This is a genomic window from Rhodococcus sp. JCM 9793, assembly GCF_055380405.1.
Map to the genome: position 1 here is coordinate 1,991,279 of NZ_AP043721.1, position 18,611 is coordinate 2,009,889.

Here is an 18,611-nt window from a genome sequence, read left to right on the forward strand (position 1 = left end):
TTCCCCGCGGGCACACTGTGGCGTGTTCCACAGAACCGAGCAGCGGAAGGCATCAAGCATGGTGGATTGGGCCGAAGAATGTGACGTACTCGTCGTCGGATCGGGAGCCGGAGGGTGCTGCGGCGCCTACACGGCAGCACGTGAGGGACTCTCCGTCACCCTCGTCGAAGCCTCCGAGTACTACGGCGGCACCACCTCGTACTCCGGTGGTGGCGGAGTCTGGTTCCCGACCAACGCGGTACTGAAGCGCGCCGGAGACGACGACACCATCGAGGACGCACTCGAGTACTACCACGCCGTCGTCGGCGACCGGACGCCCCGCGAACTACAGGACGCATACGTCCGCGGCGGCGCACCCTTGGTCGACTACCTCGAAACCGATACCGACCTCGAGTTCGTGCCCTATCCGTGGCCGGATTACTTCGGCAAGGCACCCAAGGCGCGCGCGGAGGGTCGTCACATCGTGCCGAAGCCCCTGCCGATCGCCGACGACCCGGAACTCAACGAGTCGATCCGTGGCCCGCTCGGACGCGAACGCAACGGCGACGCGCTGCCCGACATGCTCATCGGTGGCCGTGCGCTCGTCGGCCGGTTCCTCATCGCGCTGCGCAAGTTCCCGAACGTGCAGTTGCACCGCAACACACCGCTCGAAGAGCTCGTCGTCGAAGACGGCGTCGTGGTCGGTGCGATCGTGTCGAACGGCGAAGAGCGTCGCGCAATCCGCGCGCGCAAGGGTGTCGTCCTCGCGGCAGGCGGCTTCGACCAGAACGACGAGATGCGCAGCAAATACGGCGTTCCCGGCGCTGCTCGCGACTCGATGGGGCCGTGGTCGAACCTCGGCAAGGCACACCAGGCCGGTATCGCTGTGGGCTCCGACGTCGACCTCATGGGCGAGGCATGGTGGTCTCCCGGATTGACGCATCCGGACGGACGCTCCGCCTTCGCGTTGTGCTTCACCGCCGGAATCTTCGTCGACCAGGACGGAAAGCGTTTCACGAACGAGTACGCGCCGTATGACCGGCTGGGTCGCGAGGTCATCGACCGCATGGAGAGCGGCGACATGACGCTGCCGTTCTGGATGATCTACGACGACAGCCGCGGCCCGGTGCCTCCGGTCGGGGCAACGAACGTTCCGTTCTCGGCGACCGAGGAGTACGTCGAGAAGGGGCTGTGGAAGACGGCCGACACCCTCACCGGGCTCGCCGAGCAGATCGGTGTCCCCGCAGAGGCGCTCGAAGCGACGGTCGCGCGGTTCAACGAACTCGTGGTCAAGGGCGTCGACGAGGACTTCGGCCGCGGCGACGAACCCTACGACCTCGCCTTCACCGGCGGCGGTTCGGCACTGGTCCCGATCGAGAAGGGCCCGTTCCACGCTGCACAGTTCGGTATCTCCGACCTCGGCACCAAGGGTGGACTGAAGACGGACACCGTCGGTCGCGTCCTCGACACCGAGGGCACCCCGATCGCCGGCCTCTATGCGGCGGGCAACACGATGGCGGCGCCGAGCGGCACCGTCTACCCCGGTGGTGGCAACCCGATCGGCACGAGCGCGTTGTTCGCGCATCTGGCCGTGAAGGACGCTGCGACCCGCTGACACACTGAGAAGACGCGGCCGAACGTTACTCGCCCCGAGGGGAGTGGCGTTCGGCCGCTTGTGGTTTCAGGGAAACTGTGGTCTCAGGGACGAGCGACAGTGTAGGTCGCCTTCATGAACGGGAATCCCGTCTCGACGTGCGATGCGATGGAGTAACCGTGTTGATTGCCGCCGTCGACCCGCGTTCCGTCGGCGTTGGCGGGTCCGGTGCCGTAATTGTTCGACATCAACGTCACGTGCGCGTCGCCCGGCATCGTGTAGGTCACCTGGAGCCCGAATCCACGACGGTCCGAGGCGACAGCGCTGATCGTCGTGGTCGCGTTGGCCGCGATGACCGTTGCAGGCTTGTCGACCCACTGCCCGTATTCGTTGCTGTCCCCGGAGTAGATCATGGGCGCGTCGGTGTGGTTCGTGACGGTCATCGTGATGGTGGGGCCATCGTCGGGGAGTCCCTCGGCACCGGCAGCGGCCGGGGCTGCGAGGGTCGCGACGGCGAATACGGCGGCGGCAATGACGCGGGTGCGAAGTTTCATTGTGCTCCTGCGGGGGTCTCGGTGCCTACTGCGAATGGCCGGCTGGCCGCCAAAGTGTACCCACGAGTAGATATCGGTGGGATCAGCTTCCCATTCCCGATTCCCTCCCCTGTAGGGCCGAATGTCACCTTCGGCTACTCGAGGTGCATGAAGGTGACATTCGGTCGATGGTCAGGCGGGGACCAGCCCGCTGACCTGCGCGACCAGTTCGAGCGACCGCAGCCACGCCGCGCGACCCGGCGCCGACGACACGACGATCAACTCGTCGGCCTGAGCGCGCTCCGTGAACGCGTCCAGGTAGTCGCGTACCTCGTCGGCGGTGCCGACAGCGGTGTAGCGCAACATGGTGAGCACCTGCATCCCGGCGGGGGAGTCGAGCAGCAGGTCGATCTCGTCGTCGGTGAAGGTGCGACCCCGCCCCACCATCTGCACGACGCGCTGACGCTTGGTCTGCTCGAACAACTCTGCAGCCTCGTCGGCGGTGTCTGCCGCGATGACGCCGACGCCCGCGATGATGTGCGGTTCGGGGTGCTGCTCCGACGGCTGGTATTCGTTGCGATACAGCTGCACCGCTTCTTCGAGGGACTGCGGCGCGAAGTGTGATGCGAACGCGTACGGCAGGCCGAGCAATGCGGCGAGCTTTGCGCCGAACAGGGACGACCCGAGAATGTAGAGCGGCACGTCGGTGCCCTTGCCGGGGACGGCGTCGACGCCGGGGATGCGGGAGTCGCCGCGCAGGTATGCCTGGAGTTCGAGCACGTCCTGCGGGAAGCTGTCTGCCGACGACGGGTCGCGTCGCAGCGCCCTCATCGTCTTCTGGTCGCTGCCGGGAGCGCGGCCCACTCCGAGGTCGATACGACCGGGATGCAGCGTCTCCAACGTGCCGAACTGTTCGGCGATGGTGAGTGGCGAATGATTGGGGAGCATGATGCCGCCCGCACCGAGACGGATCGTCGAGGTGTGTGCGGCGATGTGCGCGATCAGGACACTCGTGGCCGACGACGCGATCGAAGGCATGTTGTGGTGCTCGGCGTACCAGATCCGTCGGTACCCCCACTTCTCTGCGAGCTGGGCCATTTTCACGCTCGCCTCGAAGCTGTCGCGTGCGGATTCGCCCTTGCCGATGTGTGCCAGATCGAGGATGGAGAGGGGAATGGTCACCGAGAGTCCTTCGCGTCGGGGCCCGGCATCGGCCGCCGGGCACACCTTCGGTGCAACCCGTCACCGGAGACCGCTATTCCGGCACGCGATTCACATCTCGTCGAAGGTGCCGTAGCTGCCGCGGTAGAACAGCAGAGGGCTGTTCGGATCCAAGGTGGTCAACCCGGTGACACGGGCCACCACGATCGTGTGGTCACCGGCGTCGTGTTCGGTTTCGATGGTCGCTTCCACTCGTGCGAGTGCGCCCTCGATCGCGGGAGCGCCATTGTCGCCCGGCGACCAGTTCACGCCGTTGAACTTGTTTCCGCCGCTCGTCGCGAACGCCCCACACAGGGTGCGTTGGCTGTCGGCGAGGACGTTGATGGCGAACGTGCCGATCTCGCGGATCTTCGGCCACGTCGTCGACGTGCGCGCCGGGCAGAACGACACCAGCGGCGGTTCCAGCGACACCGAAGTGAAGGACTGGCACGCGAAGCCGAGCGGCTGGTCACCGTCGAGGGCGGTGATCACCGTGACTCCCGTGCAGAAGTTGCCCATCACGTCGCGCATGGTGCGTGGATCCAGCACTGCATGTTCCGTGGTCATCCCAGCTCCTGTCCGAAGTCGTCGTCCCTACCAGTGTCCGGTACGAGATCCGGATTGGTCACGCGGGTTCCCGGTGAGCGGTGGAACGCCGTGCGTGGCGGTACGGAAACCGATCTCTCGCTCAACGGGAAAGTGCCTCCGGGCGGCGACCGGGTCGTCGTAGCGTCGCGCCCATGTCCGTAACCGAAACCATCCCCACCGCCGACGTGATCCGGTCCAAGGTCGATGCTTACCTGGACGCGCTGCACTCGGGTTCGTCGGCGACCATCGCTGCGCTGTACTCCGACGACGCGATCCTCGAGGACCCGGTCGGCTCCGAGTCGAAGGTGGGTCGCGAGGCCATCGTGGCGCACTACAGCGCACTCGAGGGCACCCGGCAGACGGCCGAACTGCTGACCTTGAAGATCAGCGGAGCGAGCGCCGCATTCCATTTCCGCGTCAGCACGCCGATGGGCGACGCCACCTACGAGGTCGAACCGATCGATGTGATGACCTTCGACGAGCAGGGCCGCATCACTTCGATGCGTGCGTTCTGGTCGCCCGCAGATATGCGGAAGCTCTGATGTCCGGCGCCGACCTCACCCTCTCGCCCGCAGAACAACTGCTCGCGATCGAGGAGATCAAGCGTGTGTTCGCTGCTCGACTGCGGGTGATGGACCTCAAGCAGTGGGAGCGCTACCCCGAGCTGCACACCGAGGACGTCGTCAGCGAGACGTTCCGCCTCGAGGGCGGCGACCACAGTCACCTGCCTCCCGCGCAGCGACCCGGTGTGGTCGTGGGCAGGGAACCGCTGAAGAACATGATCCAGCAGTTCCTCGACGGCCCGGTCACCGTCACCTCCGCCCACCACGGGCACAACCCGGAGATCACCCTCACCTCCGACACCACCGCGACCGGCATCTGGGCGATGGAGGACGTGCTGTGGTGGATGGACGGCGCCACCGAGGAACATCTGCACGGGTGGGGCCATTACCACGAGGAATACCGCAGGGTGGACGGGACGTGGCTGATCAGCTACCGCAATCTCACGCGACTTCGGGTCGATCACACGCCGGCGTTCTACTCGTACCGAGGGAAATAGCCGAGTCGTATTCGTGAACGAACGTGGGCCGGGCAGTGAACTGCCCGGCCCGGATTACTCTCGGTCAGTGCGCGAGAGTGGGTTCCACCAGTACGCAGCGGGTGCCGGTGAAGATCGTGGGCATGCACTTGTTGCAGTGGATGCACAGAGAGCGGTGGCCCTGGTTGTCGGCGATCCGGTTGACCAGGTCGGGTTCGCGCAGCAACGCCCTGGCCATCGCGACGAACTCGAATCCTTCGGCCATGGCCGTGTCCATCCCGGCGCGGTCGGTGACGCCGCCGAGCAGTACGAGCGGCATCTTCACCGCCGCTCGGATCTGGCGAGCCTGTTCGAGCATGAACAAGGGCTGATAGGGATACGACTTGAGGAAGTGCTTGCCCACCAGTTTCATTCCGGTGCGGACGGGTTCACGCATCACCGAGGCGAACTCGCGTAGGGGTACATCTCCCTTGAACAGATACATCGAATTGAGCAGCGAGCTGCCCACGGTGAGTTCGATGGCATCGAGTGAACCGTCCTCCTCGAGCCACTGCGCCACGTGCACAGCCTCGTCGAGCCAGAAGCCGCCCGGCACGCCGTCGTCCATGTTCAGTTTTGCAAGGATCGCGACTTTGCCGCCGACGGCTTCGCGAACCGTGCGTGCGGTTTCACGTACCAGGCGGGCGCGGTTCGCCAATGAACCGCCGTACGCGTCGTTGCGTTTGTTGATCTTGGGACTGAGGAACGAACTTGCGAAATAGTTGTGGCCGAAGTGGATCTCGACCGCATCGAAGCCGGACTCGACCGCGAGGCGCGCGGCATTCCCGTGCGCCAGACGAATTCGTTCGATGTCGTGGAGTGTCGCTGCGTGAACGGTGCGCATACTGAGCGGGTTGAGTTGGCGAGACGGTCCGAGCGCCGGCGACCCATTGCTCGCACCGTTGGCCACCGGACCGGCGTGCCCGAGTTGAGCCGAAGCCGCAGCGCCTTCGGCGTGGATCGCGTCGGTGAGCCGCCGCAGGCCGGGGACGGCGTCCGGGCGCATCCAGATCTGATTTGCCTCGGTCCGGCCTTCTGGCGCGACTGCGCAATACGCGACCGTGGTCATGCCGACGCCTCCGGCCGCCGGACGACGGTGGTACTCGATGAGATCGTCGGAGACCAGCGCACCGGGAGTGGCGGCTTCGAATGTTGCGGCTTTGATGATGCGATTGCGCAGTGTGATCGGACCCAGCTGTGCGGGTGCGAGTACGTCGGGGATGTCACGGGCGGTCACGATGTCTCCTTGTCGGGCGGCCGGGCATCAGGTGTCTGCAGAAGCTGGGCGTCGGCTTCGGACACCGGCACGGCTTCTTCTGTGAGGACGCTGGGGAATGCCGGGTCTGCCGACGCTATCCGCGTCGAGGTGGCGATGAGGGGCGTCCGTCCCGCGTAGCGGGAGATTCGGGACGCTGGATGCTCACCGTCGTTGTTACGCTTCGGTAGTGTCAGAATCCGGTGCCGACCAGTATCCCGCCCTGCCCGCCACGAGTTGGGCTGTCCTGGGCATGCTGTCGTTCGGAGAGGAACTCACCGGCAACGACCTGAAGAAGTGGGCTGATTGGAGCATCGGGTTCTTCTACTGGAGTCCGTCCGTCAGTCAGGTCTATGCGGAACTCAAGAAGCTCGAGAAGCTCGGGTTCGTACAGTCCCGGGTGGTGAGTGAGCCGGGTACACGCGGCCGACGGGTCTACGCGATCACCGAGTCCGGCATCGACGCGGTACGCACATGGTCGCGTGAGGCGCCCGTGGAGATACCGGTGCTCAAACACGGTGTCATGCTGCGGATGTACATGGGGCATCTCAACGACCCGGAGCAGCTGAAAGCGATTGTGCGCGACCACATCGTCAATCTCGAAGACAAGCTGCGCCGAGCCGGCGAACACGCCGAACACTCCGATCGTGAGCCCGGATGGGGCTTTTCACAGATGAGCCTGCGATGGGCCGAACGATACTTCGAGGCCGAGATCGAGCTGTCGAAGCAACTTCTCGACGACATCGATGACGCCGCGGGTCGTTTTGCTCGCAGTGACATCGGCGAGTTCGGTATGCCACTTCCTCGGAATCCGGGAAGCTGGAAAGGCGTGTCGGACGGGCCGAACCGAGACCCGTCCGACGACTCGGAATGCGCTGAGTAATTGCCGGACATCCACAATGGCTGTCTGTCAGGCGTATTGGGGCTCTCTTGCGCTGGGAGCCATGCGCAGGGGCAGGCGACGCTGGAGTGTCGGAGCGACGTGGTTGCGGTCGAGTTTGCGCCAGATCGCGGTGGCGGTCATCCGGACCGGTGCGGTCAGGCGATGGTCGAAGCGCAGGTGAGGCAACGGTCCGCACACCGATACTGCGGCGACCGCGGAGCCGATGGGGCCGATCGGAACCGCGATACACCCGAATCCGGGTAGAGATTCTTCTCTCTCGTAGGCGATCCCGTGCTCCCGGATGTGGTTGTAGGTGTCACCGGGTGTGCCCGAGTACGCCAGAAGCGATTTGCCGAGCGCAGTGGTGTCCGCCCGGCGCCGCCCACCGATGCGGGTGGGAACGACCGTGGCCAGCCGCCCACCGAGCTTTTCGAGATAGACCAGATCGTCACCGTCGAGGACGGCGAGGTGGACGACGAAGCCGGTGACGCGGTGGAGTTCCTGCAGGTGTGGTAGCGCTGTGGTGTGCAGCCTGTCTTGGTGCACAGCGAGTGAGCCGAGCTCCATCAGCCGTAAGCCGAGGGTGTAATCGCGACCTTCGCGGTGGAGCCATCGCATCGATACCAGTCGCTCGAGCATGCGGTGGGCAGAAGAGCGGGGGAGGCCCGTTCGGCGCACGATCTGGGCGAGAGTGAGACGGCCTGCGCCGTCGAACGCGTCGAGTACGAGACCGACGCGCTCGAGGACTGCGCTGGGTGTCGTGTGGTCGGATCCGACTGGGATCGTCATAGTTGCTCCTACAACCGCGGCGCCTGTGGCGCGTGGACGTGGATGTTTCTATTAGGAATAGTGCCACATGCGCCCACCGTTGTGAAGCAGGTCACGAGAAGTGCCTGCCGAAGTTCGTGATCGACCGTGTCGATCTTCGACGTTCAGGTGGTGTGTCGAGCCGCGTGGGCTCCCGCGATCCGGCCGAACACGATCGCATCGGCGATGTGGAAGCCTCCGTCTTTCGCCCAGCTGAACGGCGAACTCGCCGTGCCCGCCGCATAGAGTCCCTCGATGGCGGTACCTGCGGTGTCGAGAACGCGCGCATGTTCGTCCCGACGGGGGCCTCACCGCCCTCGGCAAGCGCATCCGCGGGCAAGCCCGTCGCCGAGGCCAATTCGTCGAGAGTGTCGCCACGCTGGATCCATCCCGCTTCGATCTCCGCAATGTTGTCGGCGCTCCACCGGTATCCGTTCATCAGCACGTTCCAGCCGACCGGCAGAACATCGGCCGATCCGCTGATCGGCCCGGCCGACCGTGTGTGCTCGTCGAACACGACCCACATGGATCGCTGCGGATGCAACACATACTTTCCGTCGATCAATGCCTGTCCGTGTCCCGACAGGACGAATTCGTCGACGAAGCGCTGCCCGGTGTCGTCCACCCAGATCACTCCGCGTGAGTGCACGAACATCGCGAAATATCCGTGCCGTGAACCGGGTTCGGTGATTCCATTGACCGCCATCATGTTGTCCATGTGCCACAGGTCTGCTCCGACCTCTTGCGCCATGCGAAGCCCATCGCCGGTGGCCGCTGCACTGCCCCACACCGGCACATCGTCGAGGCCGAGATGTGTACGCACCAGGGTCCGATCGCCCTCGAAGCCACCGGTGGCCAGTACGACGCCGCCGCGGGCGTGGATTTGCTCACCGGCTGCGGTGACGACACCGGTCACCGCGCCCGTGGCAGAGTCGGTCACCAAGCCGGTCGCGGGAGTGTCGTATCGTACATCGATTCCCCGCTCGTGTAACGCCTTCTCGAAGGCGTCGAACAGTCGTCCGTGCCCGAGTGTTCCGTCGACGCAGTGCAATCCGCCGTAGCATTCGCTGCCCGGCAATTCCGGATACTCCGCGCCTGCGGAGTTGTAGTCGCCGTGGGGACCCACTTCGACACCGAGCGACTCCACCCAGGCCGACACCTCCCGGGAGCCGTGTGCCCATGCCTGGACGACGGACTCGGGCAATGCCCGGTCGCCGCACAGCGCGCGGAGATACACCGCTGCACGATCGGGGTCATCGTGGTGGAACCAGCCACCACCGGATACTCGCGTGTTTCCCCCGGCTTCGGCGGCAGCCGCCTTCTCCAGTACGACGACGGTGGCGCCTGCGTCGTGGGCCGTCCGTGCAGCGGCGCAGCCGGCAGCACCCATGCCGATCACCACCACATCCACGTGCTCGGTATTGCGGCTCTCCGCGTGTGATTCAGAATTTCGGGACATCATCGTCTCCTCGGCGTGTGGGGAGTGGAGCCGGATGGCGCCCGTGGGAACGCTGTGTGTGCGTGGTCAGCCGGAATGTGCGAATCGTGCGGCGACCAGAGCGCCGACTTCCGTCATCGCGGCGCGAGCGCGTGCCAGGGCGTGCGTCTGCATGAAGAATCCATGCCCGACACCCGGGTAGCGGATGATCGCCGTCGACACACCGGCTTCCTGTAGACGCCTCCCGTAGTCCTCCACCCCATCACGGAGGGGGTCGGCGTAACCACAGACCACGACGGCCGGCGGGAGGTTCGTGAGATCTTCGGCAAGAACAGGCGTTCCGTATTCATCGTCCGCGGCGGGGTCGTCTCCCAGATACAGGGATTTCATCCAATCGATGTCGTCGGCTCGAAGAAAAGGGCTGTCGCCGAAGCGCCGCATGGACGGGCGGTCGCAGCGACGCTCGAGGCCCGGGTACATCAGGATCTGCTGTGCGATGCGCGGACCGCTGTCGTTGCGTGCCCGCAGGGCGGTAGCCGCTGCCAGACCACCTCCGGCGCTGTCCCCACCGACCCCGATGCGCGCCGGGTCCACACCTCGATCGTGTGCACTGTCGTGTAGCCACTGCAGTGAGGCATAGGCCTCGTCGTGGGCGACCGGATACCGGTATTCGGGTGCGAGCCGGTAGCCGACGTTGATCACCACGGCTTGTGTCGAGTCTGCGACTTCCCGCGCGAGAAGATCGAACGAGTCGAGCGTGCCCATGATCATGCCTCCGCCGTGAAACCAGAGCAGTGCGGGAGCATCGTGTTCCGGTGCGGAGTGAGGGCGGTAGATGCGCATCGGAACGACGCCGTGGGGGCCGGCGAATTCGACGGCCTCCACCGAACGCATCTCGGGGCCGGGCGGCCGAGTGATCGACTCGAGTGAGCGGCGGGCGCTGTCGATTCCTGTGTCCTGCAGGGAGCCGCCGCGGCGCGCGCGGATTGCTTCGACCAGCTGCAGGACGTCGGGATCGTAGACGTCGTCGGGTGAGGGAGCAGTGCCGGGAGAGACGGCCATCGTGTCGATTCCTCCACGTTCCAGATGATGCACGGCGGGGGACCGTGCTGCGGATGTGCTTCACGGTTCATCGTCGACATCGAATCGACCCGAATGAAGGTGTCGTCCCACTGAGCGTGACGAAGAGTTGTGCCGATGTAGCCGACCGCTGGCCGGGAGACAGGGTTTCGGACCGCTCGACAGCGGACCTAGCGTGACGTCGCACCACGACGAGGAGACCGACATGTCATTGCACCCTGAAGTTGCGTCCATGCTGGAAGCCCTGAACTCCGGATTTCCCGACGTCACGACGGTTCCACCTCCGGAGTTGCGCGACATCATCCGTAGCAGGCGCGCGCCGCTGCAGCATCTCCCTGCCATGCGCGAGGTGCACGACCTCACCATCGACGGCCCGGGCGGAGTCCTGGCGCTGCGTATCTATCGCCCCGAGAGCACCGAGCCCGAACTCCCGGTGGTCGTGTTCGCGCACGGCGGCGGATTCGTCTTCTGTGATCTCGACAGCCATGACGAATTCTGTCGCGCGATGGCAGAAGGAGTGAGTGTCGTCGTCGTGTCCGTCGACTACCGGCTTGCGCCTGAACATCGGGCACCTGCCGCGCACGAGGACATGTATGCGGCCCTCGAGTGGGCAGCCGAGAACGCCGCGAACTACGGAGGCGATCCGTCGCGGATCGTGCTCGCCGGCGACAGTGCCGGCGGAAATCTCGCCGCGACGGTCGCGATCGCGGCTCGCGACAACGACGGACCCGCCGTGTTCGGTCAGGCCCTGTTCTACCCGGTGATCGACGCCGATTTCGACACCGAGTCGTACCGGAAGTTCGGGTCGGGGTACTACAACACGACCAAGGCGATGAAGTGGTACTGGGAGCAGTACGCTCCGGACGGCACCGACGATGCACGAGTAGTCCCCACACGGACCGGATCCCTTGCCGGACTACCGGCGGCCGTAGTGATCACTGCAGAGCTGGATCCGCCGTGCTCTTCCGGAGATGACTACGCGGAACGACTTACAGCAGAGGGTGTTCGGGTTCGTCATCGGCGATTCGACGGTCTCTTCCACGGGTTCTTGACGTTCCCTTCGCTGTCACTGACCGAGTCTGCACGCCAGGAGATCTGGAGAATGATGCGCGGACTGTTCGACTGAGTCGTCCCGATCCCGTGTGGCCCTCGGACTGCCATCGACAGTCCGAGGGCCTTGCACTATTCGACGACGATGTCGTCGACGGTGCAAAACGTGTGGCACACCCGATCGCGAACCACCGACTCAGGGCATTCCGGGTCGAACCAGCGGTCGACGACGCTCCAGTGGACGGGATGGTTCAGGTACTGGCCCATGAGTGCTGCGTGGTCGGTGAACTCCTGTTCCCAGACGTGTGTCCACTCGGTGCTACCGACGGAGTCGGCGACCCGGCTCAGGCGCCACGCGACGATCGAGGATATGTAGTCGGGCATCTTCAGCAGGTCGCGTTCGAATCGCTCCACGGCGTCGCCAGCGGCGCTCGGATCCACTCGTATCAGCAACGCCCGGTAGAGTGTTCGCGGCTCGTCTACTCGTGCCTGCGCCGGACATGCGGGATATCCGACCCCGTCGACCCTGACTGTGATGGGACCCCGAAGCGCCGCGTCGAGTTCAGCGGTGTGGCGGGCGGCGTCCTCGGCCGAGGGAAAGTGAAGGTGGACGAGTGCATCCCCGCCGTTGATCACCCCGGGAAGGGTCGGCGCGACGAGTTGCCGTAGTGCGCCGAGTTCTTTGACGGCGATTCGTACTGTCTCGATGTACTCGGCGCGATCCGAGGCGTCGGTGGCCTCGGCGAAATGCACGACTCTGATAACGTTATACATCGGAAAGCCCTTCGACATCGTCAGACTCGGCGGCCATGGTGCGCGAGCGTTCGATGACCAGCTCGTCCATTCTCGACCACCACCGGCCCAGGTCGGGATCCCGCCGGCCCTGTCGGGTCATCTGCCACCACGACTCGACACCGTCCACGGTCCAGGTGATGGTGACGACGTTGGTTTCGTCGTCGGACCAGATCGGTGGGCTCACGAGAATCCGATCGAGAGTCATCCCCCGTTCGCTCCCGCCCGGTGCGTACTCCGCGATGTATTTGTCGACGAACGCGCGCGCACATCCGGCTTTCGTGACCACGCGGTCGACCACGAATATCTTCTCGTCAGCCATACCGAAACTCTATGGTCCGTGAGGGCGCCCCCGTAGGTGGCCTCCCGCTTCGCGGGATGGTTTTGCTGATAGAAAAAGGCAGGTCCACACGGCTTCCGTGTGGACCTGCCTGCGAAATATCGTGTCACATCGCCGCGTGCGGTTCGGCTCCCATCTTCGCCAGGTTCTCGTCGACCTCCTGCTTCCAACTCGACACCGCCCGGGTTGTGTCGAGTTCGAATTCGAAGCGCTTGGTCATGTCGTCCGTGACATCCTCGACGTCGACGTAGAACTGGTTGTACCAGCGGCGGAGCTGGTACACGGGCCCGTCCTCCTCGGACAGCAGCGGGTTGTCGATCGACGTCTTGTTCTTCCAGATCTCGACATCCTGCTCGAAGCCGATCTCCACGCCCGCCGCGAATTGGGCGGCCATCTCATCGGCTTCGGCGTCGGTCAGGCCGGGGAGCTTCTTCACCATCGCTCCGTACTGCAGGACGAAGGAATCGCTCGTCACGGGGTAGTGGCAGTTGATGAGCACCGTTTCGATCTTCTCGCCGCTCGATTCGTTCTCGAGCCAGTCGATCATGTACGAGGGGCCGAAGTACGAGGCATGCGACTTGTTGGGAATGTCCGGGTTGCCGTAGTTGGTACCCAGTGCGATGTCCTGTCGCCCTTTCGAGTTCATCATCTGGGTAGCGACGTGTCCCTCGAACACGTTCTTGAAATAGACCGGGAACGCATAGTGCACGTAGAAGAAGTGGGCCATATCGACGACATTGTCGACGATCTCACGACAGTGCGAACCCTTGATGAGGATCGAATTCCACGTCCAGTCGGACCATTCCGACGAGCCGACGCCCTCGATCTCAGGGATCGTCACGTCCGACGGGGGCGGATTGCCCTGCGGGTCGTGCCAGACGAACAGCTGCCCGTTGCGCTCGAGGGTGAGCCACGCACGCGTCTTGGCCAGCGGCGGTACGCGGCGCGCGTAGGGAATGTCGGTGCAGCGTCCGTTGCCGCCCCACCGCCAATCGTGGAACGGGCACGCGACCGAATCGCCCTTGACCGATCCCTGTGCAAGGTTGCCGCCCATGTGCCGGCAGTACGCATCGAGAACCTTCAACTGCCCCTTGCTGTCGGCGAAGACGACGAGGCTGGAGCCGAATGCGTCCACCTGATGGGGCTTCCCGTCGCGGAATGTCCGCGCGAGCCCAAGGCAGTGCCATCCCCGAGCGAACCGGGTGGGCGGTGCCGCTGCCTCGATCTCGCGTACGTCATCGGATCCGGCTTCTACTGTGCTCTGTGACATGAGTCCTCCGGCTGCAGATGGGGCGGTTGGTGTGATGATCGTCATGGTGATGGACTGTCCGGGCCGAGGAACAGAGAGCGTCCCGCTGGTCGGAACACTGCCGGATGCAGAGCTCTCGGTCAGGCCGGAGCGGTCGACATGTCGGCACCGTCTTCGTCACCCACCGTGTCCGAGACGGTGGCCGCCTCTTGCTTCGGACGGCCGATGAACAGGCAGATGGCCGCCACGACCAGCGAACACAGAACAAACCATCCCACCGCAAGGTTGAACGACATCAGTGTGGGCATCGTGGTTCCCGGGACGGTCCACATGGAGAGCATGACCGACGCGATGGCCACGCTGATCGCCGAAAACGCCTGCCGGGCGGTGGCCAGCACGCCGGTCGTGACACTTGTGACGTCCTCGGGGACCGACTCGATGACGATCTTCGGATAACCGGTGTATGCGAATGCCGTTGCGACGGCGGCGACAACGAAGACACCGATCATGACGAGCAGAGACTTGTGGCCGATGAGGATCATGAGGTTGGCCACGGCAAACAGGGCGGCCCCGATGAAGAATGCGGTGCGACCGCCCCAGCGTCCGGCGACCATCCCGGCTACCGGAGAAGCTGCGAACCCCACAATGGCACCGATGCCGCCGATGAGGCCCGCAACGGTCGCGGACATCCCGAGGCCGACGGGCAGGGACGTCGGAGCCTGGAGCACCATCGGGGTGACGATCTGCACGGCCCCGATGGGGCCGAGTGCGAGTACCGACACTGCAATCAGATTGAGCGACATCCGCTTGGTGGCGAGCACACGGAGATTGACGAGGGGTTCCTCTAGACGCAGTTCCCACAGAGTCCACACGGCCAGGATCGCGAGACCACCGATGATGAGACCGACGACACCGAAACTCGTCCAGCCCCATGTCGGTCCTTGGGTGATGCCATACAGAAGTGCGATCAGACCCGGCGTCAGCAGCGCGGCGCCCAGATAGTCGAATCGTGGCAGTTCTGTGCGTGTGTGGGTTCCGGGAAGGACGAGCCAGGCCACCACCGAAGCCACGACGGCGAGAACGGCCGCAAAGACGAAGATCATGTGCCAGTCGGCCACATCGAGCAGTACCCCTGCAATGAAGTAGCCACCCGATCCGGCGAGAAGCGCCGCTCCGCTGATGTATCCGACGGCGAGGGAAACCTTGCCCGGGGGCAACGCTTCACGTGCGAGGCCGTAACAGAGTGGCAGGATCGCGCCGGCTGCGCCCTGCACACCCCGGCCGACGATGATCGCTCCCATCGAATCACCGAAGACGCTGATCACCGAACCGAGCGTCGATACCAGCATGGCGATGATGAGAACCTTCTTGCGGCCGTACATGTCGCCGAGACGGCCGCCAACGAGCGCCGTCGTCGCGCCCACGAGCATGTAGGCAGTCACCGCCCACCCTGTCGTCGACGCCGGTGCATCGAAGATTTCGCCGAACCGGGGCAACGCGATGAAAATCATCCCGGCTTCGAATGCACTTACGCATTCCGCCAGGACCAGAGCGGCAATGACCAAGGCCGTTGATTTCGACGCCGTTGCGCCATCGAGGCGACCGGCGAACGACCGGGGTGAGGAATCGGACATCGATTGTTCTCCTGAGACGAGACGGGCGTGGTTCGCTGCCTGATGCGGCGACAAGCTGTGGACGAAGGCGGATCACGCCGGCCGAGTACGAGTTGATACGAGTGTCGGCGGTCACTGCCGCGATCGCCCCGTCCGCCGACCACTGAGCGGGAGGTTATCTCCCCCTGACATCCCGGCGGTGAGACCGTGCGGCACGTTGAGATGCCGTCTGTCGGAGGAGATTCACATGCTTGTAGACACTGTCCGCCCGATTCCCGAATCCGAGATCACGGCCTGGGACGCCGACGCCGACGTCGTGATCGCAGGCTATGGGGTGGCCGGCGCCGCGGCCGCGATCGAAGCCGCGCGCGCCGGTGCCGAGGTGCTCGTGCTCGAACGGTCAGGAGGTTGGGGTGGTGCGGCATCGATGGCGGGCGGGTTCATCTATCTCGGCGGTGGGACGCCGCTGCAGAAGGCCTGTGGATTCGACGACACGGTCGAGAACATGAAGGCGTTCATGAAAGCGGCACTCGGCCCCGCCACCGACGACGAGAAGGTCGACGCCTACTGCGAAGGCAGCGTCGACCACTACAACTGGCTCGTCGAAGCCGGAGTGCCGTTCAAAGAAGAGTTCTGGGGTGAGCCGGGCTGGGAGCCGGGCGGCGACGAAGGGCTGATGTACTCCGGGGGAGAGAACGCAGCACCCTTCAAGGACCTGATTCCGCCGGCACCGCGCGGGCATCTTCCGCAGATGGACAACAAGAAGACCGGGGAACGCGGCGGTGGCTACATGCTCATGAAACCGCTCGTCGACACGGCCGAAAAGCTGGGAGTGAAAGCCGAATACGATGTTCGGGTCCAGACTGTGGCGGTGGACGAGGATGGTCGTGTGGTGGGTGTGGTTGCGCGACGGTACGGTCGCCAGTTCACTGTTCGAGCACGCCGCGGTGTCGTGCTCGCGATGGGAAGCTTCGCGTTCGACGAGGACATGGTGCGCGACAACGCTCCGGTCCTCGTCGGCCGCCCGGGCTCCGCGATCGACGCACACGACGGGCGCGCGATCCGGATCGGGCAGGCACTCGGCGCCGCGACGGCGCACATGGATGCGGCAGAAGTCGCTGTCCATACCTCACCGCAGCTGATGGTCCGAGGAATCATCGTCAACGCGCACGGTCAACGATTCATCACCGAGGACACCTACCCGGGCAGAATCGGACAGGCGATGTTGTTCCACCAGAACAATGAGGCATTTCTGATCATCGACCAGCAGGCACACGACGAAGTGCTGGGCCCGGGATCGGCAGGTCTGCAACCGACGTGGGTGTGTGAGTCTGCTGCCGAACTCGAGGCGGAGATGGGACTGCCCGCTGGGACGCTCACCTCTACGGTCAACGTCTACAACATGCACGCCGAGAACGGATCCGACCCACTGTTCTCCAAGAACGAGAAATGGGTGAGGCCCATCGGAACTCCGATCGCCGCCTTCGATCTGCGTGGAATGACGAGCGGCTTCCCCTTGGGAGGATTGAAGACGACCGTGTATTCCGAAGTCCTCCATGTTTCGGGGGAAAAGATCCCGGGGCTCTTCGCGGCGGGGCGGTGCACCACCGGTGTCTGTGCCGGCGGCTATGCGAGTGGTGCCAGCCTCGGTGACGGCAGCTTCTTCGGGCGGCGAGCCGGAAAAGCGGCAGCCGCACGCGATCAGGGGTAGTTCGCCGCTTGCCTGCCGAGTCGAGTTTCCACCGGATGGCCGGAGCAGGTGCAGGGAAACTCGACTCCATGAAACCCGGTTCGCAACACCACCCCGCCCCGATCACTCGAGGCTCCTCGCAGGCTGAGTACCGGCGTCGGCGAAAGTCACGACCACTGGCGTGAGGCGAGCTGTCCGCCGTTGCACCTGCAGTCCCAGAGCGAAGAGCGCGATGGCCAGGCATGCGACCGCTGCTCCACCCAGTGTGAGGGCAGAACCACCGCTGGGCACCAGTTGGGCCCCGATCAACGGTACAAGTGCGATGCCGACATAGTTCGTGGTGGAGAACCAGGAGAGTGACACCGTGGCTACCTGTGGTGCGATCGAGATCAATTGATCCTGACGAGGAATGATCACCAGGTACGACGCCATGCCGTACGCCGCAAACCCGACGGCCGCCAGTGCATAGCTGTTGTCGGCGAACATGAGAAAAAGCAAGGTGCAGGCCAATACCGCGGTACTGAGCAAACCGACGGGATCATGGCCCCACCTGTCGTTGAGCAGGCCGCCCACGAGGTTTCCGACGATGGCCGCTATTCCGAGCAACAGCAACAAGATTGCCAAGTGGGTGCCGGTACGGCCCGACACTTCCGAACCGAATATGTACACGATCTCCATAGCCAGAACGACGAGGACGTTACCCGCCAAGGCGATAAGCAACAGAGGATTCGAGAATACGGTGAGCAGTGCTCGCCCACCTGGAACGTGCCCGATCGGCAGGCCTCGCATGAACCCGGCCATCGCAAGGGATACCAGAGCTGCCAGTCCAGCAACGATCCCCAACGAAATCCGCCAGTCTGTCCAGGCGGCGAGAGCCGTGGCGATCGGTGCGCCCAGCACGGATGCTGCCGTGAAACCCAGACCTACCGCGGCCAGGGCGCGCCCCCGCCGCTCAGGGGCGACGATCTCCGGCGCCACTGCCATAGCCACCGGCACCACGGCTGCGGCGCCCAACGCGGAGAGCGCACGACCACCGATGAACCAGGAGAGGCTCGGCGCCGCTGCCGCCACCAACGTGCCGACGGCAACGACAACGAGGCCGGTGGCCAGGACGGCGGTTCGGGAGCGGCGAGAGAAGACGGAAGCAAACAGCGGAGAGGCGATCGCGGCGACCAGTGCGTACGCCGTGATCCCATAGCTCACACTGCCGATAGGCACATCGAGTGCTTCGGCGATATTCGGAAGCAGTCCCGCGATGTTCAGGGAGTTCGTCGTGACGACGAACGTTGCCACAGCAAGCAGAGCGAGCCGGACGGACGCTGAGCGGGCGTGGATAACACCTCGATTGCTGAAGTCGGGGGCCGAGGTCGTCGGACAGTCACTGGACCGAGGTGTTGCAGGGCTGCACCTGCCGCGATCACCTCGCAACCACAGGGATTCGC

Annotated in this window: 18 protein-coding genes; 6 read left to right on the top strand and 12 right to left on the bottom strand. The window is 64.6% G+C overall.

Annotated features, from left to right (window positions below; genetic code table 11):
- The first annotated feature begins 22 nt into the window (after nt 1-22).
- Nucleotides 23-1,594, top strand: a complete 1,572-nt coding sequence (locus ACZ46K_RS11320) for an FAD-binding protein (RefSeq protein ID WP_464748284.1) — start codon at nt 23-25, stop codon at nt 1,592-1,594.
- A gap of 83 nt (nt 1,595-1,677) precedes the next feature.
- On the opposite strand, the gene ACZ46K_RS11325 is transcribed toward ACZ46K_RS11320, so the two are convergent.
- The 3 genes from ACZ46K_RS11325 to ACZ46K_RS11335 all read right to left on the bottom strand — a co-directional run bounded on the left by ACZ46K_RS11325 (nt 1,678) and on the right by ACZ46K_RS11335 (nt 3,873).
- Complete coding sequence (locus ACZ46K_RS11325; protein ID WP_054805595.1) at nt 1,678-2,127, bottom strand: hypothetical protein; 450 nt, start codon at nt 2,125-2,127, stop codon at nt 1,678-1,680.
- 171 nt (nt 2,128-2,298) lie between these two features.
- Complete coding sequence (locus ACZ46K_RS11330; RefSeq protein WP_464748286.1) at nt 2,299-3,288, bottom strand: LLM class flavin-dependent oxidoreductase; 990 nt, start codon at nt 3,286-3,288, stop codon at nt 2,299-2,301.
- A gap of 90 nt (nt 3,289-3,378) precedes the next feature.
- Nucleotides 3,379-3,873 carry a flavin reductase family protein gene (locus ACZ46K_RS11335; RefSeq protein WP_054805594.1) on the bottom strand — a complete coding sequence of 165 codons (495 nt, stop codon included), beginning with the start codon at nt 3,871-3,873 and terminating at the stop codon, nt 3,379-3,381.
- A gap of 173 nt (nt 3,874-4,046) precedes the next feature.
- Between ACZ46K_RS11335 and ACZ46K_RS11340 the strand changes: the two genes are divergently transcribed.
- Together ACZ46K_RS11340 and ACZ46K_RS11345 are read left to right on the top strand one after the other, a co-directional pair.
- Nucleotides 4,047-4,436: a nuclear transport factor 2 family protein gene (locus ACZ46K_RS11340; RefSeq protein ID WP_464748289.1), complete on the top strand. Its 390-nt coding sequence runs from the start codon at nt 4,047-4,049 to the stop codon at nt 4,434-4,436.
- Nucleotides 4,436-4,954 (top strand): nuclear transport factor 2 family protein, encoded by a 519-nt coding sequence (locus ACZ46K_RS11345; protein WP_054805593.1) that lies wholly within the window; start codon nt 4,436-4,438, stop codon nt 4,952-4,954. The genes ACZ46K_RS11340 and ACZ46K_RS11345 overlap by 1 nt, the downstream gene beginning before the upstream one ends.
- A gap of 64 nt (nt 4,955-5,018) precedes the next feature.
- Here the strand turns inward: ACZ46K_RS11345 and ACZ46K_RS11350 are convergent, their stop codons facing one another.
- A complete protein-coding gene (locus ACZ46K_RS11350) occupies nt 5,019-6,209 on the bottom strand; it encodes an NADH:flavin oxidoreductase (protein WP_464748292.1) in 1,191 nt (396 codons plus the stop codon).
- A 271-nt stretch (nt 6,210-6,480) separates the two neighbouring features.
- Here ACZ46K_RS11350 and ACZ46K_RS11355 point away from each other — a divergent pair, with 271 nt between their 5' ends.
- A complete protein-coding gene (locus ACZ46K_RS11355; RefSeq protein ID WP_464749288.1) occupies nt 6,481-7,110 on the top strand; it encodes a PadR family transcriptional regulator in 630 nt (209 codons plus the stop codon).
- Nucleotides 7,111-7,137: 27 nt separating this feature from the next.
- Here the strand turns inward: ACZ46K_RS11355 and ACZ46K_RS11360 are convergent, their stop codons facing one another.
- The 3 genes from ACZ46K_RS11360 to ACZ46K_RS11370 form a co-directional block, all read right to left on the bottom strand.
- Nucleotides 7,138-7,899, bottom strand: a complete 762-nt coding sequence (locus ACZ46K_RS11360; protein ID WP_054805592.1) for an IclR family transcriptional regulator — start codon at nt 7,897-7,899, stop codon at nt 7,138-7,140.
- A 91-nt stretch (nt 7,900-7,990) separates the two neighbouring features.
- Nucleotides 7,991-9,376: an FAD-dependent oxidoreductase gene (locus ACZ46K_RS11365; protein WP_464748294.1), complete on the bottom strand. Its 1,386-nt coding sequence runs from the start codon at nt 9,374-9,376 to the stop codon at nt 7,991-7,993.
- Between the two features lie 66 nt (nt 9,377-9,442).
- Entirely contained in the window at nt 9,443-10,417 is a 975-nt protein-coding gene (locus ACZ46K_RS11370) for an alpha/beta hydrolase (RefSeq protein WP_464748296.1), read from the bottom strand.
- A 223-nt stretch (nt 10,418-10,640) separates the two neighbouring features.
- Here ACZ46K_RS11370 and ACZ46K_RS11375 point away from each other — a divergent pair, with 223 nt between their 5' ends.
- Nucleotides 10,641-11,561: an alpha/beta hydrolase gene (locus tag ACZ46K_RS11375; RefSeq protein ID WP_464748298.1), complete on the top strand. Its 921-nt coding sequence runs from the start codon at nt 10,641-10,643 to the stop codon at nt 11,559-11,561.
- A 56-nt stretch (nt 11,562-11,617) separates the two neighbouring features.
- On the opposite strand, the gene ACZ46K_RS11380 is transcribed toward ACZ46K_RS11375, so the two are convergent.
- The 4 genes from ACZ46K_RS11380 to ACZ46K_RS11395 all read right to left on the bottom strand — a co-directional run bounded on the left by ACZ46K_RS11380 (nt 11,618) and on the right by ACZ46K_RS11395 (nt 15,500).
- Nucleotides 11,618-12,259, bottom strand: a complete 642-nt coding sequence (locus tag ACZ46K_RS11380; RefSeq protein WP_464748300.1) for a Dabb family protein — start codon at nt 12,257-12,259, stop codon at nt 11,618-11,620.
- Nucleotides 12,252-12,599: a hypothetical protein gene (locus ACZ46K_RS11385; RefSeq protein WP_054805588.1), complete on the bottom strand. Its 348-nt coding sequence runs from the start codon at nt 12,597-12,599 to the stop codon at nt 12,252-12,254. Before ACZ46K_RS11385 ends, ACZ46K_RS11380 begins: the two co-directional genes overlap by 8 nt.
- A gap of 124 nt (nt 12,600-12,723) precedes the next feature.
- Nucleotides 12,724-13,887, bottom strand: coding sequence for a Rieske 2Fe-2S domain-containing protein (locus ACZ46K_RS11390; RefSeq protein WP_464748302.1), 1,164 nt, complete (start codon nt 13,885-13,887; stop codon nt 12,724-12,726).
- Nucleotides 13,888-14,006: 119 nt separating this feature from the next.
- A complete protein-coding gene (locus ACZ46K_RS11395; protein ID WP_464748304.1) occupies nt 14,007-15,500 on the bottom strand; it encodes an MFS transporter in 1,494 nt (497 codons plus the stop codon).
- 226 nt (nt 15,501-15,726) lie between these two features.
- Here ACZ46K_RS11395 and ACZ46K_RS11400 point away from each other — a divergent pair, with 226 nt between their 5' ends.
- Nucleotides 15,727-17,190: an FAD-dependent oxidoreductase gene (locus ACZ46K_RS11400; protein WP_464748306.1), complete on the top strand. Its 1,464-nt coding sequence runs from the start codon at nt 15,727-15,729 to the stop codon at nt 17,188-17,190.
- Nucleotides 17,191-17,292: 102 nt separating this feature from the next.
- Here ACZ46K_RS11400 and ACZ46K_RS11405 read toward each other — a convergent pair whose 3' ends face one another.
- Nucleotides 17,293-18,462, bottom strand: coding sequence for an MFS transporter (locus ACZ46K_RS11405; RefSeq protein ID WP_464748308.1), 1,170 nt, complete (start codon nt 18,460-18,462; stop codon nt 17,293-17,295).
- Between the last annotated feature and the right edge of the window lie 149 nt (nt 18,463-18,611).